We start from the raw sequence: 26,969 nt of genomic DNA on the forward strand, positions 1-26,969 counted from the left end.
GTAAGCCCCGTCTGCGTGGGGCTTTTGTGCCTTTACCACGGGCGCCGTGCTGTCCCGGTATGATGTCGCCACTGCTGGGTCAAACTAGGTTACCAAGCCAGTCGCTGTGCACCGCCTGTTCCCCGAAGCCCAAGCTGGCCGAGGTTGGCTGCAATCGGCTGGAAACGTCGCACGGCAATCCACAAAGGCAAACGATGGACGACAATGCAATCGACGCGCTGCTGGAGCGCGTGCTGGCCCCGTGGGTGCGCGCGCTCGGGATGAAGCCCGTCGAAGTCTCGGAAGACAGCGCCACCTTGCGCCTGCCGTTTTCCGGAGAACTGCGCCATTCGGGCGGCGTGATCTGCGGGCAGGTATTCATGGCGGCGGCGGATACGGCCATGATCGTCGCGATCACGGCCGCGCTCGGCGGCTTCAAGCCCATGACGACCGTCGCGCTGAACACGAATTTCATGCGCGCGGTGCGCAAAGGCGACGTGCTCGTGACGGCGCGCGTGCTGCGCATGGGCCGTAATCTGGTGTTCGGTGAAATAGAACTCTACGACGAAGACGGCCGGATGGCGGTTCACGCGACCTCGACCTACGCTCTGCTCGATTAAGCTTGGCGCTTCCGATCGGTTTCGGTCGCTTCGAAGGACGCAGAAGGCATGTTCGATCAGGTGGTTTTCGCCGGCGGCGGCAATCGCTGCTGGTGGCAGGCGGGATTCTGGGACATCGTCCAGCCCGAACTGCGCATTCGCCCGCGCGTCATTACGGGCATTTCGGCGGGCGCGGCCACCGCGTGCATGCTCTACACGCGCGACGCCGACTGGGTCATGCGCTATTACGAAGATGCGCTGCGCCACAACAAGCGCAACGCCTATTGGGGCAATCTGCTGCGCGGCGAGTCGGTGTTTCCGCATTACCGCATCTATCGCCAGGCGCTGCTCGACATCTACGGCGAGCCGTTCACGCGGCTCCAGGACGCGCCTGAGATCCGCATCGGCGTGTCGCATGTGCCGCGCTGGCTCGGCGCGCGCAGCGCCGTGGCGGCGGGTCTCATCGCGTACAACATCGAAAAGCACATCCGCAAGACGCTGCATCCGACGCTCGGGCGCAGGCTCGGGTTTCATCCGGAGTTCGTGACGGCGCAGGAATGCGCGAGCGTGGAGGATCTGGCCGATCTCATCCTCCAGTCGTCATGCACGCCGCCGTTCACGCCCGTGCTGCGGCGCGACGGCCGTCCCGTGCTCGATGGCGGTATGGTCGACAACGTGCCGGTCGGCGCGCTCGACGACACGCCGGGCCGTGTGCTGGTGATGGTGACGCGGCTCTATCCGCGTCCGCAGATGTTCGTGGTGCGGCATCGGGCGGCGCAGGGGGTGCAGCAGCGCCTTTACGTGCAGCCGTCGGCCAGGGTGCCGATCTCGAGCTGGGACTACACGAGCCCGCAGCAGATGCAGCATGCCTACAACCTCGGCCGCGTGGACGGCGAGCGTTTCCTCGCGCGTTTGCCCGAGGTCATGGAAGCGGCCGCGAACGCCTGAGCGCACGCGGCCGGATCAAACGCAACCGGAAAGACGCACGAAGGGCGGCGCGCGCCGCCCGTCCAGCCGCGCTTACTTGCGGCGGCCGCCCTGCAGCGCTTCGGGGTTCGCGACGCTCACGTGATCGCCCGCGTCGAAAGCGAGGATGTTGCGGAACGCCCCGCCGAAGTACAGCTCGTAGCTCTCGCGCTCCACATAGCCGATGTGCGGCGTGCAGATCACGTTTTCCATGCGCAGCAGGCTGTAGCCCTGCAGGATGGGCTCGCTTTCGTACACGTCGATCGCGACCATGCCCGGCCGGTTGTGCGAAAGCGCGCCGAGCAGCGCGTTTTCTTCCATCAGCTCCGCGCGGCTCGTGTTGACGAGCAGCGACGTGGGCTTCATGCGCAGCAGATCTTCCTGCTTGACGATCCCGCGAGTGTCATCGTGCAGGCGCAGATGGAGCGACAGCACGTCGCTCTCCTCGAACAGCGCCTCGCGGCTTGAAGCGGCTTCGTAACCGTCGGCGCGCGCTGCTTCGAGCGAATGCTCGCGGCCCCACACCAGCACGCGCATGCCGAAAGCCTTGCCGTAGCCGGCCACGAGCCGGCCGATCTTGCCGTAGCCCCAGATGCCGAGCGTCTGGCCGCGCATCACCTGGCCGAGACCGAAGTTGGGCGGCATCGCCGAGGTCTTGAGGCCCGACTGCTGCCACGCCCCCTGCTTGAGGTTGGCGACGTACTGCGGAATGCGGCGCTGCGCGGCCATGATGAGCGCCCACGTGAGTTCAGCGGGCGCGACGGGCGAACCGGTGCCTTCGAGTACGGCGATGCCGCGCTCGGTGCAGGCCTCGATGTCGATGTGCGGACCGGCCTTGCCCGTCTGGCTGATCATGCGCAGATGCGGGAGCTTGTCGAGCAGTTGCGAGGTGATGCGCGTGCGTTCGCGAATCAGGACGAGCGCGTCGACTTCGGCGAGGCGGCTGGCGAGCTGGCCGAGGCCGCGCACCGTGTTGTTGAAAACCTTGACCTCGTGGTCGGCGAGCAGTTGAAAGCAGTCGAGCTTGCGGACGGCGTCCTGGTAGTCGTCAAGGATGGCAATTTTCATGGCAGCGGGTTGTTTTGCGTGTGTTGCATCGCGCCTTTCGTAGCGCGACTTCGGTGTTCATCTGGTGGTTATCCCACTATGCAGCGCCGGGAAGGCTGGTATGAATACAGGGAGCCTTCACGTCGCTCGCCGCGAGCGGCAGCAGGCATTGCAATTGCGCAAGCCCGAGGCTACGCGCGCAGGATTTTGCCGCGGTAATCAGCCGCGAATTTGCACCTTTTAACAGCTTGTCGGGCTTCGATGCAAGCCGCTTTACAGACGGTTTCGAACCCCCAGGTTAAAGGACCTTGACGACCTGCCCAACTGCGCGGACCGATTCGCATTGTCGATCTGCATCGACATCCGGTTCGCATGAGTTGCGCCTCTCGCGTGCAGCGTTGAAAAGGGCCGATCCCTTTTACAGCCCTAAAAACGGAGACAGCTCGATGAACCATCCCGATTACCAAGCCCAGGCCGCCGCACAGGTGCCCGCTTGGGTCCGGCACCGGAAACTGATCGACTGGGTGCAGAAAATCGCAGCGCAGACGCAGCCGGATCGCGTCGTCTGGTGCGACGGCTCCCAGGAGGAATACGACCGCCTGTGTGCGCAGATGGTCGAAGCCGGCACGATGCGCCGCCTCAATCCGCAGAAGCGCCCGAATTCGTATCTCGCGTGCTCCGATCCCTCGGACGTCGCGCGCGTCGAAGACCGCACCTTTATCTGCTCGCCCAACAAAGAGGACGTCGGCCCCACCAACAACTGGGTCGCGCCTGCCGAAATGCGCGCGACGCTCGACGGCCTGTTCGCAGGCTCGATGCGCGGCCGCACGATGTATGTCGTGCCGTTCTCGATGGGCCCGCTCGGCTCGCCCATCGCGCATATCGGCGTGGAGCTTTCCGATAGCCCCTACGTGGCCGTGAACATGCGCATCATGACGCGCATGGGCCGCGCCGTGTACGACGTGCTCGGCGAAGACGGCCCGTTCGTGCCATGCGTGCACAGCGTGGGCGCGCCGCTCGCCGCGGGCGAAAAGGACGTGCCGTGGCCGTGCAACAAGACGAAGTACATCGTCCACTTCCCGCAAAGCCGCGAGATCTGGAGCTACGGCTCGGGTTACGGCGGCAATGCGCTGCTCGGCAAGAAGTGCTTCGCGCTGCGCATCGCTTCGACCATGGGCCGCGACGAAGGCTGGCTCGCCGAGCACATGCTGATTCTCGGCGTGCGTTCGCCGGAAGGCCGAAAGTACCATGTCGCGGCGGCGTTCCCGTCGGCGTGCGGCAAGACCAACTTCGCCATGCTGATTCCGCCGCCCGCCATGAACGGCTGGGAAATCACCACGATCGGCGACGATATCGCCTGGATCAAGCCCGGCCCCGATGGCCGTCTCTACGCGATCAATCCGGAGGCCGGCTACTTCGGCGTGGCGCCGGGCACCGGTGAGAAGACCAATTTCAACGCCATGGCGACGCTCAGGGAGAACGTGATCTTCACGAACGTCGCGCTCACCGACGACGGCGACGTCTGGTGGGAAGGCATGACCGACGAGCCGCCCGCGCACGCGATCGACTGGCTCGGCAACGACTGGACGCCCGCCATCGGCAAGGAAACTGGCCGCAAGGCCGCGCATCCGAACGCGCGCTTTACGGCGCCCGCGTCGCAGTGCCCGTCGATCGATCCCGAGTGGGAGAACCCCAAGGGCGTGGCCATCGATGCGTTCATCTTCGGCGGCCGCCGCTCGACCACGGTGCCGCTCGTGACCGAGGCGCGCGACTGGACCGAGGGCGTGTACATGGCCGCGACCATGGGCTCCGAGACCACGGCCGCGGCCGCTGGGCAGCAGGGCGTCGTGCGGCGCGATCCGTTCGCGATGCTGCCGTTCTGCGGCTACAACATGGCCGACTACTTCGGCCATTGGCTCGACGTGGGCGAACGCCTTTCGAAGGCCGGCGCGACGGTGCCGCGCATCTTCTGCGTGAACTGGTTCCGCAAGGGGCCGGATGGCAAGTTCGTGTGGCCGGGCTTCGGCGAAAACATGCGCGTGCTCGAGTGGATGGTGCGCCGCATCGAAGGCAAGGCCACGGGCGACGAGCACGCATTCGGCGTCTCCCCGCGCTACGGCGATCTCGACTGGAGTGGCCTGGACTTTAGCGAGGCGCAGTTCGAACAGGTGATTTCGGTCGACGCCGACGCCTGGCGCGCCGAACTCGCGCTGCACGCCGAACTGTTCGACAAACTCGCTCATGGCTTGCCGCAAGTCTTGAAGGACGCTCGCGAGACGCTGGAAAGGCGGCTGTAACTCGGTGATGTGAGCGCTCGCTAACTAAATGGCCGCCTACGGGCGGCCATTTTTTATTTTCAGGGTCGAATGCGTTGGTGCATTGCACAGCCCCGTCTGTTCAGCGTTCGATCGCCTATTTCGCTGCATCGCGCAAAATTGTTTCGTTCACAGTAACAATACGACCTCTGTTGATGCATTTTGGGGTGCAGTCGAAGAATTCACAAAGAAAATAAGGGCTTCGGAGGCAACTTCTGCAGGATTTCCGCTGTCGTAGGAGAATTCGCGGTTTCCTCCGCTGATTGACAGCGGGGTAGCAACAGGCAGGAGTTGTCTCATGGATCATTTGCAGTCGATGCGAGTATTCGTCAAAGTGGCCGACCTGGGCAGTTTCGCCCGGGCCGCCTCTGCGATGGATATCTCCAACGCGGTAGCGACGCGGCATGTTGCCGACCTGGAAGGTCGACTCGGCACGCGTCTGCTCAATCGCACGACCCGCAGTCTCTCCCTGACCGAATCGGGTCAGGTTTATCTCGAGCGCGCCCGCCAGATCCTCGATGAGCTCGAGGATGTCGAACAGATGGTCGTCGCGCGCAATCACGAACCTGTCGGCACGCTGCGCATCGTCGCGCCGGTCGTGTTCGGGCTCCACAACCTCGCGCCGGTGCTGCAGACCTACACGCAGCGCTATCCGCAGGTCATTCCCGACGTCACGCTGGTGGACCGTCAGGTCGATCTCGTCGAAGAGGGCTTCGATCTGGGCGTCGTCACCGCGCGCCAGATGCGCAGCGCCAGCATCGTCACGCGCCGCCTCACCACGGGTTGCATGACGGTGTGCGCCACGCCCGCGTACCTCGAAAAGCACGGCACGCCCACCCGCCCCGAGCACCTCATGGAGCACCCGAGCCTCTCGCTGCCCTCCGAGTACTGGGGTGACGAGCGCGTGTTCACGGGTCCGGACGGCGAGATCCGCGTGCGCCCGACCAACGTGATCGTGGCGAACAACACCGAGATGCTGCGTCAGTTCGCGCTGCTCGGCATGGGCATCGCGATCCTGCCGAGCTACCTGATCGGCCGCGACATGACGCGCGGGCGCCTTGTGCGGCTGCTTGGCGACTATCGTCTGCCGCAGGTGGAGATCAACGTCGCGTATCCGAGCCGGCGTCACCTGCCGGCCAAGGTGCGCACGTTCATCGACCATCTCGTCGAGCATTTCAGCCAGACGCCGAACAGCCAGCTCGGCGAGCAGTGGGTCAAGGATGGTCTCGCGCGCCCCGCCCTGGCGGCGCGCAATGGTGTTGCGAGCGACGACTACGATGGCGTGCAGCCTGCGCCGGGCGCAACGCTGCACGACGGCGAGCGCGACGGCAGGGACGGCGAGCGCGCGCCGAAGGCCGCGCGCGCTTCAGCGGCGCGTACCCGCACTTCGGCGATTTCGCCGTTATAAGGCCAATATTGCCGTTCATCGGGCGATAAAAAAGGCGCAGCTTCGTGAGAAGCAGCGCCTTTTTGCGTGCTGGGAGCGGGCGGCGGGCCGGCGACGGCCCACGCCAGGAGCGTTTTACGACCCCGTCTTGCGCGCCGGCGTCTTGCGGGCGGCGGTCTTGCGCGCCGGGGCGGCTTTGGCGGCCGCCGTCTTGCGCGCGGGCTTCGCCTTGCCTTCTTCAGCCGACTGCCCCGCGTCGTTCGCGGCCTCGTTCGTTGCCTCAGCCGCAGCGGTCGACTTCTTCGCGGCCGTCTTGGCCGCCGTCTTCGCGCTCGGCTCCTTCTTCTCGAACTCAAAGCCGATCTTGCCGTCCGGCTGCTTGACGAGGAAAGCCTTGAAGTTGCGGCCCGTACGCGACGACTTGAAGTTCGTCAGCAAGTCGGTGCGGCCTTCAGCCAGCAGCTTCGCCATCTGGTCGCGCGCGATCTCCTGCTGCAGGATCACCTTGCCCGAGCGGAAGTCGCAAGTCTTCGGATTCGCGACCGAGTGCTCGCACACGTAGCTCATGCCATGCTCGTACACGCGTCCCTTGCACTTCGGGCACGCGCCCACCGGCTCCTGTTGCGAGAAGTCGGGCGCTTCGCCGTCTTCGGCGCCAGAGTCCTGGCCGAAATCGAACTCGAGCTTGTAGTTCTTGATTTCGTCGTCGAACGAGAGCTTGAGGATGGCCGAGAACGGCCGGCCCATCTTGCTGCGGAAGCCCGAGAGCGGACCGATCGTCTTGTTCTGCAGCAGTTCTTCGACTTCGGGGATTTCGAACTGACGGCCGCCCGGAATCTTCGAGATCGAGAACTCGCACTTCGTGCAGGCGAAGCGGCGGTAGTTTTCCTTCACCTGGCCGCCGCAATTCGGACACGGCGTTTGCAGCGTCGCGTAGTCGCCGGGGATCGTATCCGAGTCGTATTCCTTCGCGCGCTTCACGATGGTCTGCGTCATGCGGGCGATTTCCTGCATGAACGCGTCGCGCGGGAGCCTGCCGCGCTCCATCTGCGCAAGCTTGTACTCCCATTCGCCGGTGAGTTCGGGCGCGGTGAGTTCCTCCACGCCGAGACCGCGCAACAGCGTCATGAGCTGGAACGCCTTGGCCGTCGGGATCAGTTCGCGGCCTTCGCGCACGAGATACTTTTCGCCGAGCAGACCTTCGATGATCGCCGCGCGCGTGGCCGGCGTGCCCAGGCCCTTGGCGGCCATGGCCTCGCGCAGCTCTTCGTCGTCCACGAGCTTGCCCGCGCCCTCCATGGCCGAGAGCAGCGTCGCTTCGTTGTAGCGCGCGGGCGGCTTGGTCACGAGCTGGTGCGCCGCGATCTTGTCGGTCTTGACCTTCTCGTCCTTCTTCACCGGCACGAGGTTGGCGTCGTCGCCGCCCGCGTCGCGGCCATAGACTTGCAGCCAGCCCGGCTCGACCAGCACCTTGCCTTCGGTCTTGAAGTGATGTCCGGCGACTTCGGTGATGCGCGTGGTGACGCGATATTCAGCCGCCGGGAAGAAAACGGCGAGGAAGCGCTTCACGACGAGGTCGTACAGCTTCTGCTCGGGCTCCGAGAGCGACTTCGGCGCCTGCAGCGTGGGGATGATGGCGAAGTGGTCGCTGATCTTCGAGTTGTCGAAAATGCGCTTGTTCGGCTTCACCCAGCCCTTGTCGAGCACCTGCTTGGCGTGCGGCAGGTAGTTGTTGCTCTCCTTGAGCATCTCGAGCGTGTGCTTGACCGTTTCGAGATAGTCCTCGGGCAGCGCGCGCGCATCGGTACGCGGGTAGGTGAGCACTTTGTGCTTTTCGTACAGCGCCTGGGCGAGGCCGAGCGTGTTCTTGGCCGAAAAGCCGAAGCGGCCGTTGGCTTCGCGCTGCAGGCTCGTCAGGTCGAATAGCGCGGGCGAGAGCTGGGTGGACGGCTTCGATTCTTCGCTGACCGTGCCTTCGCGGCCATGGCAGGCCGCGACGATGGTCTCGGCGGCCGGCAGGCTCCAGAGGCGCGAGTCGCGCTTTTCCGGGTCGAACTCGTCCCTCTTGAATTTCGGGTCGTACCAGCGGCCCTCATAGAAGCCGCCTGCGCAGACGAACTCGGCACGCACTTCCCAATAATCGCGCGGGATGAAACGGCGGATTTTCTCTTCGCGTTCGACGACGATCGACAAGGTTGGCGTCTGAACGCGGCCCACCGTGGTGAGGAAGAAGCCGCCGCCCTTGCTGTTGAAGGCGGTCATTGCGCGCGTGCCGTTGATGCCGACGAGCCAGTCGGCTTCCGAGCGGCAGCGGGCGGCGTCGGCGAGCGGCTGCATGTCGTGGTCGCTGCGCAGATTCGCGAAGCCGTCGCGGATCGCCTGCGGAGTCATCGACTGGAGCCACAGGCGCTGGACCGGCTGCTTTGCCTTCGCGTGCTGCGCGATGAGGCGGAAGATCAGCTCGCCCTCGCGCCCCGCGTCGCAGGCGTTGATGAGCTGCGTGACGTCCTTGCGCTTCATCAGTTTGTTGAGGACCTTGAGCCGCGATTCGCTCTTGGCGATCGGGTTCAGGTCGAAGTGCGGCGGGATCACGGGCAGGTGAGCGAAGCTCCACTTGCCGCGCTTGACCTCGTATTCTTCCGGCGCTGCGATTTCCAGCAGATGGCCGACCGCCGACGAGAGCACGTAGTCGTCGCTCTCGTAGTACTCGTCATGCTTGGTAAAACCGCCCAGCGCACGCGCGATGTCGTTCGCGACGGATGGCTTCTCGGCGATGATCAGAGCTTTGGACATGACTGGTTGCTTGTGGGTGTTCCGGTTGGCGCCCCCGGGGCCGATGCCGCCTGAATGGGCGCTTGGGCTCGATGCCCGGCGTTGCTGCCCCGCTCGGGGGGCCGTTCTCGACCGCTTTATAGCACATGGCGCGTCGGCGTCGGTTTTTGCGTCATCTCATCACGACACCCGCGCACCCGCCAGGGCGCCCAATCATAAGGGCGCGCCAGGCCGCGCGGCAAGCAGCATGCCTGAGCGGGGTCAGATGCAGAGCGTGCTCAAACCGCAATCAAAGCGGGCCGCAGCTTGGGCGCGTCGGCGACGCCCGGCAGCGCCGTGAGGTCCGAGAGCATGCGCTCGACCACGGCGGCGTGCGGCAGGACCGTGCCGAAAAAGCGCGTGGCGTGACCGTCCTCGATCAGGATGGTCGGGAAGTTCTCGACATCGAGATCGTCGAAGCGATCGGCATGGGTTTCGATGTCGATGTACGCGAAGCAGACATCGGGATGCGCCTCGGCGATGCGGTCGAACGTGGCCCGGTAGTCGCGGCACGTCCCGCACCACTGCGCGCACAGGCACGCGACGAACAGCGTGTCCTGATTGCTGACGCGCTCGGCGATCTGGTCGGCGTCGGTGTCGAGGTCTAGCGCGGGCATGGTCGTTCCTTGCGTTCTCTTATATATAGAGCGGGGTATTTGGCGCGAATGTATCACGGCGGCGCGCGGGCGGTGATGCTCCCCCAATCCGCATATCAGCCGCGCGAGGCCCGCACGAACCAGCCGCCGGGCAAGGCGTCGAGGTGTCCCGCGAGTTCGAGTTGCAGCAGCGTGCCTTGCAGCACCGCTTCGGTCATGTCGGTGCGCTGTGCAAGGATTTCAACCGTGGCCGGCGCGTGACCGAGTGCGTCAAGCAGGCGCCGGGCTTCGGCGCCAAGGCCGGCGGGCGATTTTCGTGCGTTAGCGCGATGTACAGGCGGCGGCTCGGGACGGCGGAATTCGAGCGCCAGTTGTGGCGTCTCGCTTGCGGCGTTGCGCGGCATGCGGTCGAAGGGAACCGAGACCTTCTGGCGGCGTCGTTCCCGCGGCGACGCGGGCGCGCGCCCGGCACCCGGGGGTTGCCCAACATTGAGTGCGTCGAGCACCTCTTCGGGCGATTCGACCAGCTGCGCGCCCTGCTTGATGAGCCCGTGGCAGCCGCGCGTGAGCGGCGCGTGAATCGAGCCGGGCAGCGCGAATACGTCGCGGCCCATTTCGTTGGCGAGCCTTGCCGTGATGAGCGAGCCGGAACGTTGTGCTGCCTCGACCACCACCACGCCTTCGACGAGCGCGGCAATCACGCGGTTGCGCTGCGGAAAGTTCGCCGAGCGCGCCGGCGTGCCGAGCGGCCATTCGGAGACGAGCGCGCCGTGTACGGCGATCTTCATGGCGAGCGGATGATGCGCCGGGGGATAGACGAGATCCGCGCCGGTGCCGATCACGGCGACGGTGCCGCCCTCCTCGTGGAGCGCGCCGCCATGCGCAGCGCCGTCCACCCCGAGCGCGAGCCCCGAGACGACCGTGAGACCCGACGCGGCGAGTATGCGCGCGAAGCGCGCGGCGTCTTCGACCGCCTGTGGCGTGGCGTTGCGGCTGCCCACGACGGCTATTGCGCGTGCGTGGAGCAGTTCGAGCCGGCCCTTTGCATAGAGCAGCGGCGGTGGATCGGGCATATCGAGCAGACGGGCGGGATACGCCGGGTCGGCAAGCGTGATGAGCGCGTTGCCGGGTGCCGCTCGCCAGGCCTGCAGGGCTTCGAGTTGGGCCGCGAAGTCCGGGCGGGGCTCGGCGAGGGCGGCGTGGGCAGCTTGCGCACCCGCCACCGCGGCGAGTGCGGCGAATGGTTGGGCCAGTACGTTTTGAGGCAGGCCGAACGCGCTGAGCAGCGCACGCAGCGCAGCGGGCCTCAGGCCGCGCGCGAGGGTGAGGTGCAGCCAGGCGGCCAGTTCTTCGGCAGACAGCGGCAAGGTCGTCGGCATTGCGTTCCCCGGGCGCGGACGGTTTGCCGCACCTCGTGATAAAATTTTCACCATCCGAAATACACCGTGGCGTCTTTACCCGTGGCATTGCGCACGCCTTCGCGCGCAGCGCGTCCGCACGGGCGATACGCGCGTTCAACGTTGAATTGCGGCCCTTTCGTCCGAATATGAGGAGATATCCTCCGTATCCGGCCTGGGACCCGCAAGCTGGCCGAATGGCCAGGCCGCGCATCGTTCCCTGCACCTGGCTCTTTCGGGCGCCCAACGAGAAACCCGTCAAATCATGGCTCTACTGAACATTCTTCATTACCCGGACAAGCGTTTGCACAAGGTCGCGAAGCCGGTCGAGGTGGTCAACGACCGCATCCGCAAACTGGTCGCAGACATGGCCGAAACCATGTACGCCGCGCCGGGCGTCGGTCTGGCGGCCACCCAGGTCGACGTGCACGAGCGCGTCGTGGTGATCGACGTTTCCGACGCGCACGACGAGCTGCGCGTGTTCATCAACCCGGAAATCCTCTGGTCGAGCGACGAGCGCGAAGTGCACGAGGAAGGCTGTCTTTCCGTGCCGGGCATCTACGATGAAGTCGAGCGCGCGGAAAAGGTGCGCGTGCGCGCGATGAACGAAAAGGGCGAGACCTACGAGGTGGACTGCGAAGGGCTGCTTGCCGTGTGCATCCAGCACGAAATGGATCACCTGATGGGCAAGGTGTTCGTCGAGTACCTCTCGTCGCTCAAGCAGACGCGCATCCGCAGCAAGATGAAAAAGCTCGAACGCGCGATGTAATCGCAATCCGCGCCGTCTCTTTCTTCATCCACCCGCTTTCAGCGAACTGAGCACCGAGCGCCCATGAGCCACACCCTTCGCGTCATCTTCGCCGGCACGCCGGAATTCGCCGCCACGGCGCTCGCGGCGATTCACGAAGCGGGCTTTGCCGTGCCGCTCGTCCTGACCCAGCCCGACCGCCCGGCAGGCCGCGGCATGAAGCTCCAGGCAAGCCCGGTCAAGCGCTATGCGCAGGAGCACGGCATCGCCGTCGCCCAACCGCCGTCGCTGCGCCGCACGGGCAAGTATCCGCAGGAAGCCGCCGCGGCGCTCGACCTGCTGCGCGCCACGCCGCACGACGTGATGGTGGTCGCAGCCTATGGGCTGTTGCTGCCGCAGGAAGTGCTGGACATCCCGCCGCGCGGCTGCATCAACATTCATGGGTCCATTCTGCCGCGCTGGCGCGGCGCCGCGCCGATTCATCGCGCGATCGAAGCCGGCGACACCGAAACCGGCATTACGCTCATGCAGATGGACGCGGGGCTCGACACCGGCCCGATGATCTCCGAGGAGCGCACGCCAATCGCGCCCGGCGACACCACGGCGACGCTGCACGACCGCCTGGCGCAACTCGGCGCGAAGCTGATCGTGGATGGGCTCGCCGCGCTCGAGCGCGACGGCGCGCTGCCCGCCACGCCGCAGCCGGCGGAGGGCGCGACCTACGCCGAGAAGATCGGCAAGCAGGAAGCCGCGCTCGACTGGCGGCGGCCCGCGCAGGCGCTCGCGCGCCAGATTCGCGCGTTCGACCCGTTCCCGGGCGGCGCGGCCACGCTGGACGGCGCGCAGCTCAAGCTGTGGGCCGCCGAGCCGGTAGCGCGCACGTCTACCGCCGCCGGCGCGCCGGGCGAAATTCTCGAAGTGAGCCCGGCGGGCGTGGTGGTGGCCTGCGGCGAGGGCGCGCTGCGCCTCACGCAGATGCAAAAGCCGGGCGGCAAGCGGCTGCCCGCACGTGAATTCCTGGCTGGCATGCCTCTGACGGCGGGGCAGAGGTTCCAGTTGCCCGACGTCCCAGCGGCCTGAGCCAGCGCTCGCGCCATTGCCTGAGCGCCAGCGCCTGAAAACGACCGCGAGGCCAAATGTCGCGCGGTTCCCGGCGCGCTAGAATCAATGGCGTTTGAAGCGCGTTTTTCGATTTTGAGGTTGTCATGCTCGGCATTACCCATTTCGGTTTCTTTGTCGTCGCCGTATTTCTCCTGAACGTGACGCCGGGGCCCGACACGGCCTATATCGTCGGCCGCAGCGTCGCGCAGGGCCGCGGCGCGGGCCTCGTTTCGGCACTGGGTATTTCGGCGGGCTGCTGCGTGCACACGCTCGCGTGCGCGTTCGGTTTGACCGCGTTACTCGCGGCGTCGGCCACGGCGTTCACGGTCATCAAGATGGTCGGCGCGATCTATCTCGTGTATCTCGGCGTGCGCCTCGTGCTCACGAAACATGAGGCCAGGGCCGCCGAAGGCGCCACGCCAGCCACGCCGCCTGCCGCCGCGCCGCGCCCGCTGCGCCAACTGTTCGTTGCGGGTTTCTGCACCAACGTGCTCAATCCGAAGGTGGTGCTGTTCTTCGTCTCTTTCTTCCCGCAGTTCGTGACCACGGGGACGGAGCACAAGGCCCTCGCTTTCCTCACGCTCGGCGCCGTTTTCCTGCTGATGAGCACGGTCTGGAACAGCTTCGTCGCGTGGGTGGCGGGCAGCGTCACGCGGCGCTTCTCGGGCAAGCCGGGCGTGAAGAAGTGGCTCGACCGCACGGTCGGTTCGGCGTTCGTCGGGCTGGGCCTGAAGCTCGCGACCGCCACGCGTTGAGATTGAATTTTTCGCAACTGCCCATATCTAACAAATCGCTTACAATGCGCTCGCTTGACGCTAGCTGACTAGCTGGCGGCGGGCGTTCAACGATCGATTTGATCCCCTCGCGGGTGAAGGAGCACAGCACATGTTCAACTGGGTCAAAACCGCGATGTTGATGGCCGCGATTACGGCCCTTTTCATCGTGATTGGCGGGCTGATCGGCGGGCATCGCGGGATGGTGCTGGCGCTGTTCTTCGCGCTTGCCACGAACTTTTTCTCGTACTGGTATTCGGACAAGATGGTCCTGCGCATGTACAACGCGCAGGAAGTCGACGAGACCACGGCGCCGCAGTTCTATCGCATGGTTCGCGATCTGGCCACGCGGGCGGGCTTGCCCATGCCGCGCGTCTACCTCATCAACGAGGACGCGCCCAACGCCTTCGCCACGGGCCGCAACCCCGAGCACGCCGCGGTCGCGGCGACCACCGGCATCCTGCGCGTGTTGTCCGAGCGCGAGATGCGCGGCGTCATGGCGCACGAGCTGGCGCACGTGAAGCACCGCGACATCCTCATCTCGACGATCTCGGCCACCATGGCCGGCGCGATCTCGGCGCTCGCCAACTTCGCGATGATCTTCGGCGGCCGCGACGAAAACGGCCGCCCGGCGAACCCCATCGCGAGCATTGCCGTGGCGCTGCTCGCGCCGATCGCTGGCGCGCTGATCCAGATGGCGATTTCGCGTGCGCGCGAGTTCGAGGCGGACCGCGGCGGCGCCGAGATTTCCGGCGATCCGCAGGCGCTCGCCTCGGCGCTCGACAAGATCCACCGCTACGCGCAGGGCATTCCGTTCCCGGCGGCAGAACAGCATCCGGCCACGGCGCAGATGATGATCATGAATCCGCTTTCCGGCGGCGGCTTGCAGAACCTCTTTAGCACGCACCCGTCCACGGAAGAGCGCATCCGCCGCTTGATGGAGATAGCTGCGGGCGGCAGACACTAAACGCGAACGGGTAGCGATTGACGGAAAAAACGCCTCTTCGGAGGCGTTTCTTATTCAGCCCGTCGCCGCAGCGTCGCCGTCCAGATGTCGGGCGTCCGCTCGCGCCGAAAACCGCAACGCCCGTTGACGCAGCGAAACCACGAAGAACACGAAATAGACGCCGATGAACCAGGACACGTCGAGCGCGTAGTACACGTGGCCGAACTTCACGACGATCCACGCGGCGATGAACGCCAGCGGTACGGCGTAGAAAAACACCCGATCCATCCGGTTTTCTTCTTTGCTGCCCTGGAAGAGCGATACGTAGCAGCATGCAAAAAACGGCGCGATGTCGTATTCCTTCATTCTCGGATTCAGCGCGAGACAGAACGCGAGCACATAGAACAGCCGGCCGGGCACGCTTGCGTTTTCGGCAACCATGAGCCGCCGCCCCCGCAATGGATTGACCGCGTACGCGAACAGCGCCACGACCACCAGTTCGTAGAACAGGACGTCCTCCAGGGTCGACAGCGCGCGCACGTGCTGTTCGAGTATCCCGAACAGCACGAGTCCGGAATCGTTCTGGGCGAGCATCTGCCAGCGCAGCAGGGTTTCGAAGTCGGTCCACAGGCGCGGTTCCAGCACGAGCTGCGCGATGGTTGCGCTCGCAACGCACAAGGGCACGGCGAAGAAATAGCGCATGCCTTTGGGGATAAAAAAGAACACGACGGCGTAGGTCAGGAAATAGATCTTGATGGAGGCGAAGAGGGCGATGAAAAAAGCCAGCGCGCAATACTTTGCCGTCGCGTTGCCGCGTTGCTGCGCTGAATGCGGCGAGTGCGGTGAAGCGTCCTGCGAAGCCGCATAAAAAAGCGCAATGATCAGCAGGTGGCCGAAGATGGCGAAATTCCCCGTGAGGATGCCGCCCACGCCCGCGCCGCCGGTCAGAAATCCCAACGCACCCGCGACGACGAAATCCGCCTGCCGGATGCTGTAGGCGAGATAGATCAGCGACGCGGCAACGAATGCCAGATAGAGCCAGTGAAACGGCACGCGCGAGAACAGATTCAGGAAGATAGGCGGATAGACGAAGGGGAATCCGTGCGGGATATACGGATTCGCGCCGCGCTTGAACTGATCCAGCGCGTACGCGTACACCTTGTAGTCCCAGAAGGGCGAGAACAGTTTTCCCCGTCCCTGTTGGTACACGGAAAAGAGCGCGACGAAGGCGAGGAACGCGAAGTCTTGTTTCTTCCCGAGTAGTTTCATGATGGCCGCTACGACGCAGGGGGGAGGAGCGTTTTCTGTCGCCATCATGCGGCGGGCTGTTAGTCGGTATCCGCCAATATGTATCTCTGCGCTTTTCGCCGCTGTTTGCCTGCGGGCGCGGTACCGTCAAAGGGAATCGCGCCGGCTGGCAGTGTTGCGCGCTCGCCACGCTACAATGGCTCGCTTGTGCTTCATTGACGCCGCACTTCACCGCGGCCCGCATCCGGTTTCTTCATGACATCGAGCCCATCCCGGCCACCCAGCAAGCCGTCTCACGGCAAAAAGAGTTCCGCATCGCCCGCGCGCCAGCAGGGCGCAGCGCCGGCGCGCAGCCACGCCGTGCACCTGGCCCCCGATTCGCTAGGCTTTGCGCTCGACCAGGCCGCTCATGCGATCGGCGCGGTGCGTGCCGGTTCGGCGTTGCCCGCCGCGCTCGCGAGCGCCTTCGCCGCTTTGCCCGCCGACCTCGCGCCGCAGGCTCGCGGCGCGGTGCAGGACATCGCGTACCGCACGATGCGGCGGCTCGGAACGGTCGACTGGCTGATCCGGCAGCGCGTGAGCAAGGCGCCGCCGCCGCTGGTCGCGAACCTGCTGGCCTGCGCGCTGGCGTTGCTCGCCGAAGACGAGGCGAGCGCGGCATACACGCCGTTTACGGTCGTCGATCAGGCCGTGCGCGCCGTGGCCGCGCGCCGCGAGATCGCCTTCGCGAAGGGGCTCGTCAATGCGGTACTGCGCGGCTTTTTGCGCGAGCGCGACACCGCGCTTGCCGCCGCTCACGCCGATGAAACCGCCCACTGGAACTATCCGCGCTGGTGGATCGACGCGGTGCGCACCGCGTGGCCCGCACAGTGGCAGGCGATTCTCACCGCGGGCAACACGCAGGGCCCGCTCACGCTGCGCGTGAACGCGCGCCGTGCGAGCGCGGCCGAATACGTCCAGCGGCTCGCCGCCGAGGACATCGTCGCCACGCAGATCGGCGAACATGCGGTGCGTCTCGCCGCTGCGTTGCCGGTGGATCGCATCCCCGGGTTTCTCGCGGGCGACGTGTCCGTGCAGGACGCCGGCGCGCAAGTGGCCGCGCAAATCCTCGACGTGCGTGACGGTATGCGCGTGCTCGACGCATGCGCGGCGCCCGGCGGCAAGAGCGGCCATCTGCTCGAGCTTGCCGACATCGACCTGGTTGCGCTCGAAAGCGATGCCACGCGCGCCGCGCGCATCGGCGAAAACTTCGCGCGCCTCGGTTTTACGCACGACGATCCCGCGCACCTGATGCGGCGTGCAACGATCGTGGTAGGCGACGCGGGCAATCCTTCCGCGTGGCACGACGGCGAAGGCTTCGATCGCATCCTCGCCGACGTGCCGTGCTCGGCCTCGGGCATCGTGCGCCGCCACCCGGACATTCGTTGGCTGCGCCGCGAGAGCGACATTGCGGCGCTAGCCGCCGAGCAGCGCCGCATCGTCGGCGCGCTGTGGCCGCTCGTGAAGCCGGGCGGCGAACTGCTCTACGTGACCTGCTCGATCTTCCCCGAGGAAGGCGAGGCGCAGGCGCGCTGGTTTGAAAGCACCCATGCGGATGCGGTACGATTGGACGCCCCGGGGCAAGTGCTGCCCGAGGCGTTCGGCGCGCCGGCCCGGAGGCCAGAAGACGGCGCAGCCGGCGAGGCGCGGCACGAGGCGGCTGCAAAGGCCGACGTGACGACAACTGGCTTTCCCGTTCCCGATCGCACCGCAGATCACGACGGATTCTTCTACGCGCGCTTTCAGAAACGGTGACCATCAAACGCTTCTTCCCGCTGCGGTTCGCGGCCCTGATCTGGCTGGTGCTTGCCGTCGTCGGCTTCGTGGCCGCCGCGCCGGCGCGCGCCGACTCGATCTCGGTGCAGCGCGCGTCGCTACAGGCCGACAGCAACGGCTGGAGCCTCGACGCCCGTTTCGACTTCGACCTCAACAGCAGCCTGGAAGACGCGGTCAACAAGGGCATTCCGCTTTACTTCACCACCGACTTCGAGCTCACGCGCGCGCGCTGGTACTGGTTCGACGAACAGCCGGTGAGCGTTTCGCAAAGCATTCGCCTGTCGTTCCAGCCGCTCACGCGCGAGTACCGCGTGTCGAGCGGCGGTCTGCAACTCGGCTTCTCGACGCTCGCGGACGCGCTCGCGGTCATCAAGCACGTCACCTCGTGGCACGTGATCGACCGCAACGACGTGCATGCCGGCGAAACGTATACGGCCTCGGTGCGCATGCAGCTCGACGTCGCGCTGATGCCCAAGCCGTTCCAGATCGACGCCGTGAACAACCGCGACTGGAACCTCGCTTCCGACTGGAAGCGCTTCAACTTCACGGTGACCGAACGTGCTAAATAAAGTGCGCCGCGCCACCAGCTTCAGCAGCGTCGTCGTCAAGCTGCTGGTCTCCACCGTCGCGTTCACCGCGACGCTGCTGCTCGTCCTGCTCGCCGCGGCGAGCGCGAACACCGAGTTCTTCGACCGCTACTACGGCTGGCTCTACGCGGCCAACATTGTCGTCGCGCTGATCTTCCTGTCGGTGGTCACGGCGCTCATGATCGTGATCGTCGTGCGCTTGAGGCGCGGCAAGTTCGGCACGCGGCTGCTCGCCAAGCTCGCGTTCTTCTTCGCGCTCGTGGGCGTGGTGCCGGGCGGCATCATCTATATCGTTTCGTATCAGTTCGTCTCGCGCTCGATCGAGTCGTGGTTCGACGTGAACGTGGAAACCGCGCTCACCGCGGGCCTGAATCTCGGCCGCGGCATGCTCGACGCCTCGCTCTCCGACCTGCAAACCAAGGGCCGTCTGATGGCCGAGCAGATCGCGAACGGCGATTCCGCGGGCACGACGCTCACGCTCCTGCGTGCGCGCGACCAGTTCGGCGTGCAAGACGCGATGATCGTCGAGCCGGTGCGCAGCATGTCGGGCGCGGCGCCCGACATGCACGTGGTGGCGCAGGCGTCGAGCAACTTCTCGTCGCTCATGCCCGCCGACTTGCCCACGGCGCTCATGATCGATCAGGCGCGCGGGCGCGGCTATGCGGCGATCGAAGGCGAAGTGGACGGCGACCCGCATCAGCTTGGCTCGAAGGGCGCGCTTCGATTGCGTGTGGTCACGCGCATTCCCGATGCGAACACAACGGATCTGCAGCCGGTCGAGCGCTTCCTGCAGCTCGAGCAGCCGGTGCCGGCCGCGCTCGCGCGCAATGCCGACGCCGTGCAGCGCGCGTATCGCGAGTATCAGGAGAAGGCGCTCGGCCGCACGGGCCTGCGCAAGATGTATATCGGCACGCTCACGCTCGCGCTCTTCCTCGCTACCTTCGTCGCGATGATGCTCGCGCTCGCGCTCGGCAACCAGCTGGCGAGGCCGCTCTTCCTGCTCGCGCAGGGCACGAAGGAAGTGACCGAGGGCGACTACACGCCCAAGCGCGAAATCAAGTCGCGCGACGAACTCGGCTTCCTCACGCAGTCGTTCAACGCGATGACGCGCCAGCTTTCCGAAGCGCGTCAGGCTGTGGAGAAGAACCGCGTCGCGCTCGAGCATTCGAAGGCGTACCTCGAGAGCATTCTCGCGAACCTCACGGCGGGCGTGTTCGTTTTCGACCGGCAGTTCCGCCTCACGACGGCGAACCCCGGTGCGGAGCGCATTTTCCGTCAGCCGTTCCAGACGGAACTCGGCGTCGCGCTCGATCATATCGGCGCGCTCACGGAGTTCGGCGCGATGGTGCGCAAGGCCTTCGCCGACCAGGAAGCTTCGCGCTCGGACCGCGAAGGCGGCGATCGCGATCGCGGCCATTGGCAGCAGCAGTTCTCCGTGCCGATTCCGGGCGAGACCGATCCGCTCACGCTGCTCGTGCGCGGCGCGCGCCTCGTATCCGACACGGGCCGCGACGCGGGCGACATGCAGACCTCGGGCTACGTCGTGGTGTTCGACGACATCTCCGACGTGATCTCGGCGCAGCGCTCGGTCGCGTGGGGCGAGGTCGCCCGGCGTCTTGCGCACGAGATCAAGAATCCGCTCACGCCGATCCAGCTCTCGGCCGAACGCCTGCAGATGAAGCTCACCGACAAGCTCGCGCCAACCGACGCCGAAGTGCTCAGGCGCGGCGCAACCACCATCGTCAATCAGGTCGCGGCGATGAAGCAGATGGTCGACGACTTCCGCGATTACGCGCGCACGCCGCCGGCGGTGCTCGCGAGCCTGCAGCTCAACGAACTGGTGAGCGAAGTGCTCACGCTTTACGGCGCGGAAGAAGGCAAGAGCGCGATCAAGGTCGAGCTCTCCGACTTGCCGGTGATACGCGGCGACGCGACGCAATTGCGCCAGGTCATCCACAACCTGCTGCAAAACGCGCAGGACGCGGTGGCCGACACGCAGAATCCTCGCGTGACGCTCGAGACCCGCGCCGTAGAATACGGAGACCCCGACGCGCAAGGACGCACGCGCGTGGCGGTTCGTCTCACGGTATCGGACAACGGCCCGGGTTTCCCGGCGCGCATTCTCACGCGTGCGTTCGAACCCTATGTGACGACCAAGGCCAAAGGAACAGGACTCGGGCTTGCGATGGTCAAGAAGATCGTCGACGAGCACGGCGCGCGCATCGACATCCGCAATCGAATGAGAGCGGGCGATGTGATCGAAGGCGCGCAGATCTCGATTCTCTTTCTCCAGTTGGCAGACGATGCCGCCACGCCCGGACCCGGCCGATCCGGGGAGGGGCAGGCGCGTGCCGAAGCGGAGCAAGGATCAAAAGCAACAGTGCAGACAAGGGCAGCGTAAATGGCAACCATCCTGGTGGTAGATGATGAAATGGGCATCCGGGAATTGCTCTCGGAGATCCTCAGCGACGAAGGACACGTCGTGGAGCTCGCGGAAGATGCGCAGCAGGCGCGCGAGTTCCGGCAGCGCCACGTGCCGGACCTCGTGCTGCTCGATATCTGGATGCCGGACACCGACGGCGTGACGCTGCTCAAGGAATGGGCCGCGCAGGGCCATCTCACGATGCCGGTCATCATGATGTCGGGGCACGCGACCATCGACACCGCCGTCGAGGCGACGAAGATCGGCGCGCTCAACTTCCTCGAGAAACCGATCGCGCTGCAAAAGCTGCTGAAGGCGGTCGAGCAGGGGCTCGCGCGCGGCACGGCCGCGCCGGTCGCGCCGGCCACGGCGGCGGCGGTCGGGAAGACGGCTGCGGGCGGACCCGCGGTCGTGGCGTCGGCGGCGGCGCTGCCGGTGCTGGGCGCAGACGGTGTGCATGGCATGCAGGCGGGCGCGGCCACGCAAACGGCATCGATCTCGTTCGACATCCCGTTGCGCGATGCGCGTGACGCGTTCGAGCGCGCCTACTTCGAGTACCACCTCGCGCGCGAGAACGGCAGCATGACGCGTGTCGCCGAAAAAACGGGGCTTGAGCGTACGCACCTGTATCGCAAGCTCAAGCAGCTCGGCGTGGACCTCGGCAAGAGCAAGGGCGAATGAACCCGGGCAGGTGAGCGGCGCGGGCAGGCTCTTCAATTTTGCGAAAGCCACTTGGCAAACGCTAAATCCATCGCTATAATCTTTTTTCTTCGTTGGCCCGGTAGCTCAGTTGGTAGAGCAGCGGATTGAAAATCCGCGTGTCGATGGTTCGATTCCGTCCCAGGCCACCAGAATGCAGCCCCAGGAGATCGTTCGATTCCTGGGGCTTTTTCGTTGTGCTCGCGTTGTGTCCAGTTGTCTTGCGGCCCGCATTCCAGACATCGACGGTATCCAGGGTATAAGGGTGCGCCGATGCCCGTAGAGGGGCCCCGGCCTATACTGCATGAGCCGGCGCGGGGGTTGTCCCCGCCGGTCCGCCGGGCGCCAGGCGACGAAAGCGGGCAAGCAAAGCCAGCAAAGCGCCAGCAGCGAAAGCATTCGTGCGGAAACCTCATACACGGAGTTTCACGGTGACTCGAACAGAAGCCAAAGGCGCGCTCGTCCTGTTTTCCGGCGGCCAGGATTCAGCCACGTGCGTCGCATGGGCGCTCGACCGCTACGAGAGCGTCGAAACGCTCGGCTTCGACTACGGCCAGCGTCATCGCGTCGAACTGGAATGCCGCGAGAGCTTTCGCGCGGCGATCGCCAGCACGTTTCCCGAATGGGGCGAGCGTCTCGGCGACGATCACATGATCGATCTCTCGGTGCTCGGCTCGATCAGCGACACGGCCATGACGCGCGAGATCGAGATCGAAACCGCCGCGAGCGGCTTGCCGAACACCTTCGTGCCGGGCCGCAACCTGATGTTCATGCAGATCGCCGCGGCGATCGCTTATCGTCGCGGGCTCAAGGTGCTCGTGGGCGGGATGTGCGAAACCGACTTCTCTGGCTACCCCGACTGCCGCGACGACACGATGAAGGCGCTGCAGGTGGCGCTCAATCTCGGCATGGACACGCGCTTCGTGCTGGAAACGCCGCTTATGTGGCTCGACAAGGCCGACACATGGCGGCTCGCCGAAAAGCTGGGCGGCGAAGCGCTGGTAGACATGGTCCGCGTGGAAACGCACACCTGCTACTTGGGCGAGCGCGCCGAGCTTCACGCGTGGGGCTTCGGCTGCGGCGAGTGCCCGGCGTGCAAGTTGCGCAAGCGCGGGTACGAAGCGTATCTCGCCGGCGAAAACGTGACGGAAGCCCCGGTCTGAGCGTGAGCCTCGGGCCGCGCGCGTGACTTTCGCGGTGAACGAATACGGTCAGGGCCGCGCACGGGCGGCGCGCCCCCGCCGATAGATGATTTCGCGCCCGAGACCTCAACCGGCTTTGCACGCGCCTTGCGCGAATGAGCCAGAACCAGGCTGCACGATGACTTACGCGGTAAAGGAAATTTTCTACACGTTGCAGGGCGAGGGCGCGAACGCCGGGCGTCCGGCCGTGTTCTGCCGGTTCGCCGGCTGTAATCTGTGGTCGGGCCGCGAGGAAGATCGCGAGCAGGCCGTTTGCCGCTTCTGCGACACCGATTTCGTCGGCACCGATGGCGAGAACGGTGGAAAATTCCGCACGCCGGAAGAGCTCGTCGCGCAGATCGCTTCGCTATGGCCCGAAGGCGAGGGCAACCGCTTCGTGGTCTGCACGGGCGGTGAGCCGATGCTGCAGATCGACCAGCCGTTCGTCGACGCGCTGCACGCCGCCGGTTTCGAAATCGCGATCGAAACCAACGGCTCGCTGCCGGTGCTGGGAACCATCGACTGGATCTGCGTGAGCCCGAAGGCCGACGCGCCGCTCGTCGTCACGAAGGGCAACGAGTTGAAGGTCGTCGTGCCACAGGAAAACCAGCGCCTCGCCGACTACGCGAAGCTCGATTTCGAGTATTTTCTCGTGCAGCCCATGGACGGCCCGTCGCGCGACCTGAACACGAAGCTCGCCATCGACTGGTGCAAGCGCCATCCGCAGTGGCGCCTGTCGATGCAGACCCACAAATACCTGAACATTCCCTGATTCACGCGAATTTACCTGAAGAAGCGCCGTGCTGACGATCACCCGAAAACTCGAATTCGACGCGGGCCACCGCATCCCCGACCACCGCAGCCAGTGCCGTAATCTGCACGGCCATCGCTACGTGCTCGAAATCACGCTCGAAGGCGACCTCGTCGAAACCGAGGGCGCGCCCGATCGCGGCATGGTGATGGACTTCGCCGACGTGAAGTCGCTCGCGAACCAGCATCTCGTCGACCTGTGGGATCACGCGTTCCTCGTCTTCGCGGGCGATACGCAGGTGCGCGGCTTCCTCGAAACGCTGCCGGGCCACAAGACGGTCGTGATCGACCGCATTCCGACGGTGGAAAACCTCGCGGCCATCGCTTTCGACATTCTCGCGAACGTGTACGACGCGCACTACGGCGTGAATCTGCGCCTGCACAAGCTGCGCCTGTACGAGACGCCGAACTGCTGGGCCGAAGTCACGCGCGGCTGACGCGCGCAGGACCCCGACTCACCCTCGCTCCCGCGACCCGCGCAAGGCGGGTTTTCCGTGCCGTCCCGCAAGTTTTTGTCGCGGTATGATCATTGCCGCAAGGCCTGCGCATCCCCGCGCGCGGTCCGACAAACACATAACGGAGCGAGACCTGCCGGCTGCCGCGCTGCCGGGCGAAACCGCCCGTCTCTGGCGCGTGCGCCCCGCAGCCTCGCCGGGAGCACGGCGATGAGCACCTTCACCAATCCCCTCAAGGAACGCCTCAAGGAGGCGGACCCGCTATTCGGCTTATGGCTCTCGATGGGCAGCGAGACCGCCGCCGAGGCGCTCGCGCACGCCGGCTTCGACTGGCTGCTGATCGACATGGAGCACACCCCGAACGACAGCGCCGACACCATCGCGCAACTGCGCGCCATCGCGGCGGCGCATCTGCCTACCGAGCCGGTAGTGCGTTTGCCCGACAGCGAGCCGTGGCTCGTGAAGCACGTGCTCGACGCGGGCGCACGCACGGTGATGTTCCCCAATGTGGCTTCAGCTGAAGAAGCGGCGCGCGCCGTGAGCCTCACGCAATATCCCGACGCGAGCACGCCCGGTGGCCAGCGCGGGGTAGCGGGCGCGGTGCGCGCGGCGGCCTACGGCATGCGGCGCGACTACCTTCAGGGCGCGAACGCGCAGATCGCGACGATCGTGCAGATCGAGTCGGCGGCGGCGCTGGCCGAAGTCGAGAAGATCGCGCGGGTGCCGGGCGTCGGCTGCCTGTTCGTAGGCCCCGCCGATCTGGCGGCGAGCCTTGGCCATCTCGGCGACTCGAAGCATCCGGACGTGGTCGCCGCTGTGCAGCGCATCGTCGCAGCCGCGCGCGAGGCGGGCGTGGCTGCGGGCATCTTCGCGATGGATGCGGCCGCCGCCAGGCAGTATCGCGAGATGGGCTTTAGCTTCATCGCCCTGGCCGCCGACGTGATGTGGCTCGTGCGCGCGACACGCCAGGCGCTCCAGGAGGCGAGATCATGAAGCGTCCGAAAGCGCTTTTTGCGCTAGTGCGCACGCTCGCGATCGGCTGTTTCGCGGCCGCCGCGCTCGGCGTGAGCGGAGCCACGGCAGCCGCCGACGCCGCAAGTGCTACCGCGGGCGCGGAATCCGATCCGCAAACGGCGAACGCCGTTGCCGACTACAACGCGGGCAATCTCAGCGCGGCGCGCACCGAGTTCCAGGCGGCGGCCGAACGCGGCAACCGGCTGGCGGAGTTCAACTACGCGATGATGCTCGTGAACGGCGAAGGCGGGGCCGCCGACGTCGGCGAGGGCCGCAAGTGGCTGCGCAAGGCCGCGGACGCGAACATGTCGCACGCGCAGTATGTGTACGGCAAGATGTACGACGACGGCGACTTCGTCGAGCGCGATCCCGTGCAGGCGCACCAGTGGTTCCTCAAGGCGGCCAAACAGGGCCACGTGCAGGCGGAATTGGCGCTCGCGAACCAGTACCTGGACGGTCGAGGCACGACGCGCGACAACAAGCAGGCGTTCTACTGGTACAAGAAGGCCGCCGAGGGCGGCGACATGACGGCGCAATACGTGACCGGCTCGTTCTACGAGCGCGGCGGCGACGGCGTGCCGAAGAACCTCAACGTCGCGCGCGCGTACTATGCCGCGGCGGCGGCCCAGGGCGATCCGGTGGCGCGCCTGAAATACCAGCAGTTGAGCGCACAGCTGATGAAGTCGGCGCCCACGCAGTAAGCGTCAGCAAGCGACCGCCGAAACGAAAACGCGCCGGGCATACCGGCGCGTTTTTTATTGCTGCTGCGATCTGGCGGGAATGGCCGCCCGCCGCGCCCTCAACTCTGCATCAACCGCTTCTGGCGTCCCACGCTCATGATGAGCCCGATCGCCACGCCGAGCGTGGTGAGCGCCGTGCCGCCGTAACTCATGAACGGCAGCGGTACGCCCACCACGGGCAGGATGCCGCTCACCATGCCGATGTTGACGAACGCGTAGGTAAAGAACGCCATCGTGAGCGAACCGGCCAGTAATCGCCCGAAGAGCGTCGCGCCGTTCGCGGCGATATAGAGCCCGCGCGCGATCAGACACATGTAGAGCGTGAGCAGAACGAGGCCGCCCGCCATGCCGAACTCTTCGGAGAACACCGCGAAGATGAAGTCGGTGTGCTTTTCGGGGATGAACTCCAGGTGCGACTGTGTGCCCTTCAGCCAGCCCTTGCCGAGCGGGCCGCCCGAGCCGATCGCGATCACGGCCTGAATGGTGTGGAAGCCCTTGCCCAGCGGATCGGAGGTCGGGTCGAGCAGCGTGCAGATGCGGTGCTTCTGGTAGTCGTGCATGAGCGGCCAGTTCACCTGCGGCTGGCAGATCTTGTCCTGGAACGCCGCGATCGAGGCTACGGCGATCACGCCCGCGATCAGCACCGGCACGATCAGCTTGAACGACAGTCCCGCGAAATAGATGACGAAGAGGCCCGACGCGAACACGAGCACGGCGGTGCCGAGGTCCGGCTGCTTGGCGATGAGCCCCACCGGCACGAGCAGGATCACAAAGCCGACGATGAAGTCGTACCAGCGCATCACGCCTTCGCGGCGCTGATAGTACCAGGCGAGCATGAGCGGAGTGGCGATCTTGAGGATTTCCGAGGGCTGAATCACGACGCCCACGTTGATCCAGCGTTTTGCGCCCTTGCGCGTGAGGCCGAATAGCGCCACGGCAACGAGCAGCGCGATGCCGAACGTATAGATCGGCACCGCGAAGCGCATGAGCGTGTTTGGCGGCACGTTGGCGAGCGCCCACATCAGCACGAAGGTGAGCATGATGTTGCGCAGCTGGTCTTCCACGCGGCCCGGCACGTCGAGGCTCGCGCTGTACAGCGTGACGATGCCCACGCACAGCAGCAGGAACACGGTGAGCGCGAGCGGGCGGTCGAAGCCGAGGAACATCTTGCGCAGCGTGTCGAGCACCGCGCGCTTGTCGATCTTGTCGAGCTGAAGGAAAGGCATGGTGGTTCCTTACTCGTCGATGCCGCCCGTTGCGGGCTTGGGCGGCGGTGCGAGCGTGGCCGCGTCGCTCGCGCTGGCGGGGCGGTGCGGGCGTTGGGGGCCAGGGC

General features: G+C 65.7%; 24 protein-coding genes and 1 tRNA gene. 18 read left to right on the forward strand and 7 right to left on the reverse strand.

What is annotated here, in order from left to right; translation table 11 throughout:
• The first annotated feature begins 194 nt into the window (after positions 1-194).
• Both M3I53_RS29655 and M3I53_RS29660 read left to right on the forward strand, forming a co-directional pair.
• Positions 195-599 carry a PaaI family thioesterase gene (locus M3I53_RS29655; RefSeq protein WP_028203232.1) on the forward strand — a complete coding sequence of 135 codons (405 nt, stop codon included), beginning with the start codon at positions 195-197 and terminating at the stop codon, positions 597-599.
• A 48-nt stretch (positions 600-647) separates the two neighbouring features.
• On the forward strand, positions 648-1,526 hold the full coding sequence (locus tag M3I53_RS29660; protein ID WP_254319366.1) for a patatin-like phospholipase family protein: 879 nt from the start codon (positions 648-650) through the stop codon (positions 1,524-1,526).
• A 72-nt stretch (positions 1,527-1,598) separates the two neighbouring features.
• On the opposite strand, the gene M3I53_RS29665 is transcribed toward M3I53_RS29660, so the two are convergent.
• Positions 1,599-2,612 carry a D-2-hydroxyacid dehydrogenase family protein gene (locus M3I53_RS29665; protein ID WP_254319367.1) on the reverse strand — a complete coding sequence of 338 codons (1,014 nt, stop codon included), beginning with the start codon at positions 2,610-2,612 and terminating at the stop codon, positions 1,599-1,601.
• Between the two features lie 425 nt (positions 2,613-3,037).
• Here M3I53_RS29665 and M3I53_RS29670 point away from each other — a divergent pair, with 425 nt between their 5' ends.
• Entirely contained in the window at positions 3,038-4,888 is a 1,851-nt protein-coding gene (locus M3I53_RS29670) for a phosphoenolpyruvate carboxykinase (GTP) (protein ID WP_254319368.1), read from the forward strand.
• A 147-nt stretch (positions 4,889-5,035) separates the two neighbouring features.
• On the opposite strand, the gene M3I53_RS29675 is transcribed toward M3I53_RS29670, so the two are convergent.
• A complete protein-coding gene (locus M3I53_RS29675; protein ID WP_254319369.1) occupies positions 5,036-5,206 on the reverse strand; it encodes a hypothetical protein in 171 nt (56 codons plus the stop codon).
• On the opposite strand from M3I53_RS29675, the gene M3I53_RS29680 reads away from it, so the two are divergent.
• Positions 5,205-6,314: a LysR family transcriptional regulator gene (locus M3I53_RS29680; protein ID WP_254319370.1), complete on the forward strand. Its 1,110-nt coding sequence runs from the start codon at positions 5,205-5,207 to the stop codon at positions 6,312-6,314. The two genes, M3I53_RS29675 and M3I53_RS29680, sit on opposite strands and share 2 nt — an antisense overlap.
• A gap of 114 nt (positions 6,315-6,428) precedes the next feature.
• On the opposite strand, the gene M3I53_RS29685 is transcribed toward M3I53_RS29680, so the two are convergent.
• The 3 genes from M3I53_RS29685 to dprA all read right to left on the reverse strand — a co-directional run bounded on the left by M3I53_RS29685 (position 6,429) and on the right by dprA (position 11,079).
• Positions 6,429-9,086: a DNA topoisomerase III gene (locus tag M3I53_RS29685; protein ID WP_254319371.1), complete on the reverse strand. Its 2,658-nt coding sequence runs from the start codon at positions 9,084-9,086 to the stop codon at positions 6,429-6,431.
• A 257-nt stretch (positions 9,087-9,343) separates the two neighbouring features.
• Positions 9,344-9,721: a thioredoxin family protein gene (locus tag M3I53_RS29690; RefSeq protein ID WP_254319372.1), complete on the reverse strand. Its 378-nt coding sequence runs from the start codon at positions 9,719-9,721 to the stop codon at positions 9,344-9,346.
• 95 nt (positions 9,722-9,816) lie between these two features.
• The gene (gene dprA / locus M3I53_RS29695) at positions 9,817-11,079 is read right to left on the reverse strand and encodes a DNA-processing protein DprA (protein WP_254319373.1); all 1,263 of its coding nucleotides are present in this window, start codon (positions 11,077-11,079) and stop codon (positions 9,817-9,819) included.
• Positions 11,080-11,362: 283 nt separating this feature from the next.
• Here dprA and def point away from each other — a divergent pair, with 283 nt between their 5' ends.
• The 4 genes from def (at position 11,363) to htpX (ending at position 14,686) form a co-directional block, all read left to right on the forward strand.
• On the forward strand, positions 11,363-11,866 hold the full coding sequence (def, locus tag M3I53_RS29700; RefSeq protein ID WP_254319374.1) for a peptide deformylase: 504 nt from the start codon (positions 11,363-11,365) through the stop codon (positions 11,864-11,866).
• Positions 11,867-11,929: 63 nt separating this feature from the next.
• Positions 11,930-12,925, forward strand: coding sequence for a methionyl-tRNA formyltransferase (gene fmt / locus M3I53_RS29705; RefSeq protein ID WP_254319375.1), 996 nt, complete (start codon positions 11,930-11,932; stop codon positions 12,923-12,925).
• 125 nt (positions 12,926-13,050) lie between these two features.
• A complete protein-coding gene (locus tag M3I53_RS29710) occupies positions 13,051-13,701 on the forward strand; it encodes a LysE family translocator (protein ID WP_254319376.1) in 651 nt (216 codons plus the stop codon).
• Positions 13,702-13,831: 130 nt separating this feature from the next.
• Positions 13,832-14,686, forward strand: coding sequence for a zinc metalloprotease HtpX (gene htpX / locus M3I53_RS29715; RefSeq protein WP_254319377.1), 855 nt, complete (start codon positions 13,832-13,834; stop codon positions 14,684-14,686).
• Positions 14,687-14,740: 54 nt separating this feature from the next.
• Here the strand turns inward: htpX and M3I53_RS29720 are convergent, their stop codons facing one another.
• Entirely contained in the window at positions 14,741-15,934 is a 1,194-nt protein-coding gene (locus M3I53_RS29720; protein WP_254319378.1) for a hypothetical protein, read from the reverse strand.
• A gap of 234 nt (positions 15,935-16,168) precedes the next feature.
• Between M3I53_RS29720 and rsmB the strand changes: the two genes are divergently transcribed.
• The 10 genes from rsmB (at position 16,169) to M3I53_RS29770 (ending at position 25,597) form a co-directional block, all read left to right on the forward strand.
• A complete protein-coding gene (rsmB, locus tag M3I53_RS29725) occupies positions 16,169-17,707 on the forward strand; it encodes a 16S rRNA (cytosine(967)-C(5))-methyltransferase RsmB (RefSeq protein WP_254319379.1) in 1,539 nt (512 codons plus the stop codon).
• Positions 17,704-18,297, forward strand: a complete 594-nt coding sequence (locus M3I53_RS29730) for a DUF4390 domain-containing protein (RefSeq protein WP_254319380.1) — start codon at positions 17,704-17,706, stop codon at positions 18,295-18,297. Before rsmB ends, M3I53_RS29730 begins: the two co-directional genes overlap by 4 nt.
• Positions 18,287-20,716, forward strand: coding sequence for a PAS domain-containing sensor histidine kinase (locus M3I53_RS29735; protein ID WP_254319381.1), 2,430 nt, complete (start codon positions 18,287-18,289; stop codon positions 20,714-20,716). Before M3I53_RS29730 ends, M3I53_RS29735 begins: the two co-directional genes overlap by 11 nt.
• A complete protein-coding gene (gene esaR, locus M3I53_RS29740) occupies positions 20,717-21,418 on the forward strand; it encodes a response regulator transcription factor EsaR (protein ID WP_254319382.1) in 702 nt (233 codons plus the stop codon).
• 94 nt (positions 21,419-21,512) lie between these two features.
• Positions 21,513-21,588, forward strand: a tRNA-Phe gene (locus M3I53_RS29745).
• 279 nt (positions 21,589-21,867) lie between these two features.
• Complete coding sequence (queC, locus tag M3I53_RS29750) at positions 21,868-22,599, forward strand: 7-cyano-7-deazaguanine synthase QueC (RefSeq protein ID WP_254319383.1); 732 nt, start codon at positions 21,868-21,870, stop codon at positions 22,597-22,599.
• A 157-nt stretch (positions 22,600-22,756) separates the two neighbouring features.
• Positions 22,757-23,389 carry a 7-carboxy-7-deazaguanine synthase gene (gene queE / locus M3I53_RS29755; protein WP_254319384.1) on the forward strand — a complete coding sequence of 211 codons (633 nt, stop codon included), beginning with the start codon at positions 22,757-22,759 and terminating at the stop codon, positions 23,387-23,389.
• Positions 23,390-23,420: 31 nt separating this feature from the next.
• A complete protein-coding gene (gene queD / locus M3I53_RS29760) occupies positions 23,421-23,864 on the forward strand; it encodes a 6-carboxytetrahydropterin synthase QueD (protein ID WP_254319394.1) in 444 nt (147 codons plus the stop codon).
• A gap of 228 nt (positions 23,865-24,092) precedes the next feature.
• Entirely contained in the window at positions 24,093-24,875 is a 783-nt protein-coding gene (locus tag M3I53_RS29765; RefSeq protein ID WP_254319385.1) for an HpcH/HpaI aldolase/citrate lyase family protein, read from the forward strand.
• Positions 24,872-25,597: a tetratricopeptide repeat protein gene (locus M3I53_RS29770; protein ID WP_254319386.1), complete on the forward strand. Its 726-nt coding sequence runs from the start codon at positions 24,872-24,874 to the stop codon at positions 25,595-25,597. The genes M3I53_RS29765 and M3I53_RS29770 overlap by 4 nt, the downstream gene beginning before the upstream one ends.
• 98 nt (positions 25,598-25,695) lie before the next feature.
• On the opposite strand, the gene rodA is transcribed toward M3I53_RS29770, so the two are convergent.
• Entirely contained in the window at positions 25,696-26,862 is a 1,167-nt protein-coding gene (gene rodA, locus M3I53_RS29775; protein WP_254319387.1) for a rod shape-determining protein RodA, read from the reverse strand.
• Positions 26,863-26,969 lie beyond the last annotated feature (107 nt).

The organism is Paraburkholderia sp. CNPSo 3272 (assembly GCF_024206495.1).
Classification (GTDB): Bacteria; Pseudomonadota; Gammaproteobacteria; order Burkholderiales; family Burkholderiaceae; genus Paraburkholderia.

Excerpts from the sequence above, each read along its gene's own strand:
- M3I53_RS29655 (WP_028203232.1), top strand. The coding sequence starts at position 195 with ATGGACGACAATGCAATCGACGCGCTGCTGGAGCGCGTGCTGGCCCCG.
- M3I53_RS29660 (WP_254319366.1), top strand. The coding sequence starts at position 648 with ATGTTCGATCAGGTGGTTTTCGCCGGCGGCGGCAATCGCTGCTGGTGG.
- M3I53_RS29665 (WP_254319367.1), bottom strand. The coding sequence starts at position 2,612 with ATGAAAATTGCCATCCTTGACGACTACCAGGACGCCGTCCGCAAGCTC.
- M3I53_RS29670 (WP_254319368.1), top strand. The coding sequence starts at position 3,038 with ATGAACCATCCCGATTACCAAGCCCAGGCCGCCGCACAGGTGCCCGCT.
- M3I53_RS29680 (WP_254319370.1), top strand. The coding sequence starts at position 5,205 with ATGGATCATTTGCAGTCGATGCGAGTATTCGTCAAAGTGGCCGACCTG.
- M3I53_RS29675 (WP_254319369.1), bottom strand. The coding sequence starts at position 5,206 with ATGAGACAACTCCTGCCTGTTGCTACCCCGCTGTCAATCAGCGGAGGA.
- M3I53_RS29685 (WP_254319371.1), bottom strand. The coding sequence starts at position 9,086 with ATGTCCAAAGCTCTGATCATCGCCGAGAAGCCATCCGTCGCGAACGAC.
- M3I53_RS29690 (WP_254319372.1), bottom strand. The coding sequence starts at position 9,721 with ATGCCCGCGCTAGACCTCGACACCGACGCCGACCAGATCGCCGAGCGC.
- dprA (WP_254319373.1), bottom strand. The coding sequence starts at position 11,079 with ATGCCGACGACCTTGCCGCTGTCTGCCGAAGAACTGGCCGCCTGGCTG.
- def (WP_254319374.1), top strand. The coding sequence starts at position 11,363 with ATGGCTCTACTGAACATTCTTCATTACCCGGACAAGCGTTTGCACAAG.
- fmt (WP_254319375.1), top strand. The coding sequence starts at position 11,930 with ATGAGCCACACCCTTCGCGTCATCTTCGCCGGCACGCCGGAATTCGCC.
- M3I53_RS29710 (WP_254319376.1), top strand. The coding sequence starts at position 13,051 with ATGCTCGGCATTACCCATTTCGGTTTCTTTGTCGTCGCCGTATTTCTC.
- htpX (WP_254319377.1), top strand. The coding sequence starts at position 13,832 with ATGTTCAACTGGGTCAAAACCGCGATGTTGATGGCCGCGATTACGGCC.
- M3I53_RS29720 (WP_254319378.1), bottom strand. The coding sequence starts at position 15,934 with ATGAAACTACTCGGGAAGAAACAAGACTTCGCGTTCCTCGCCTTCGTC.
- rsmB (WP_254319379.1), top strand. The coding sequence starts at position 16,169 with ATGACATCGAGCCCATCCCGGCCACCCAGCAAGCCGTCTCACGGCAAA.
- esaR (WP_254319382.1), top strand. The coding sequence starts at position 20,717 with ATGGCAACCATCCTGGTGGTAGATGATGAAATGGGCATCCGGGAATTG.
- queE (WP_254319384.1), top strand. The coding sequence starts at position 22,757 with ATGACTTACGCGGTAAAGGAAATTTTCTACACGTTGCAGGGCGAGGGC.
- M3I53_RS29765 (WP_254319385.1), top strand. The coding sequence starts at position 24,093 with ATGAGCACCTTCACCAATCCCCTCAAGGAACGCCTCAAGGAGGCGGAC.
- M3I53_RS29770 (WP_254319386.1), top strand. The coding sequence starts at position 24,872 with ATGAAGCGTCCGAAAGCGCTTTTTGCGCTAGTGCGCACGCTCGCGATC.
- rodA (WP_254319387.1), bottom strand. The coding sequence starts at position 26,862 with ATGCCTTTCCTTCAGCTCGACAAGATCGACAAGCGCGCGGTGCTCGAC.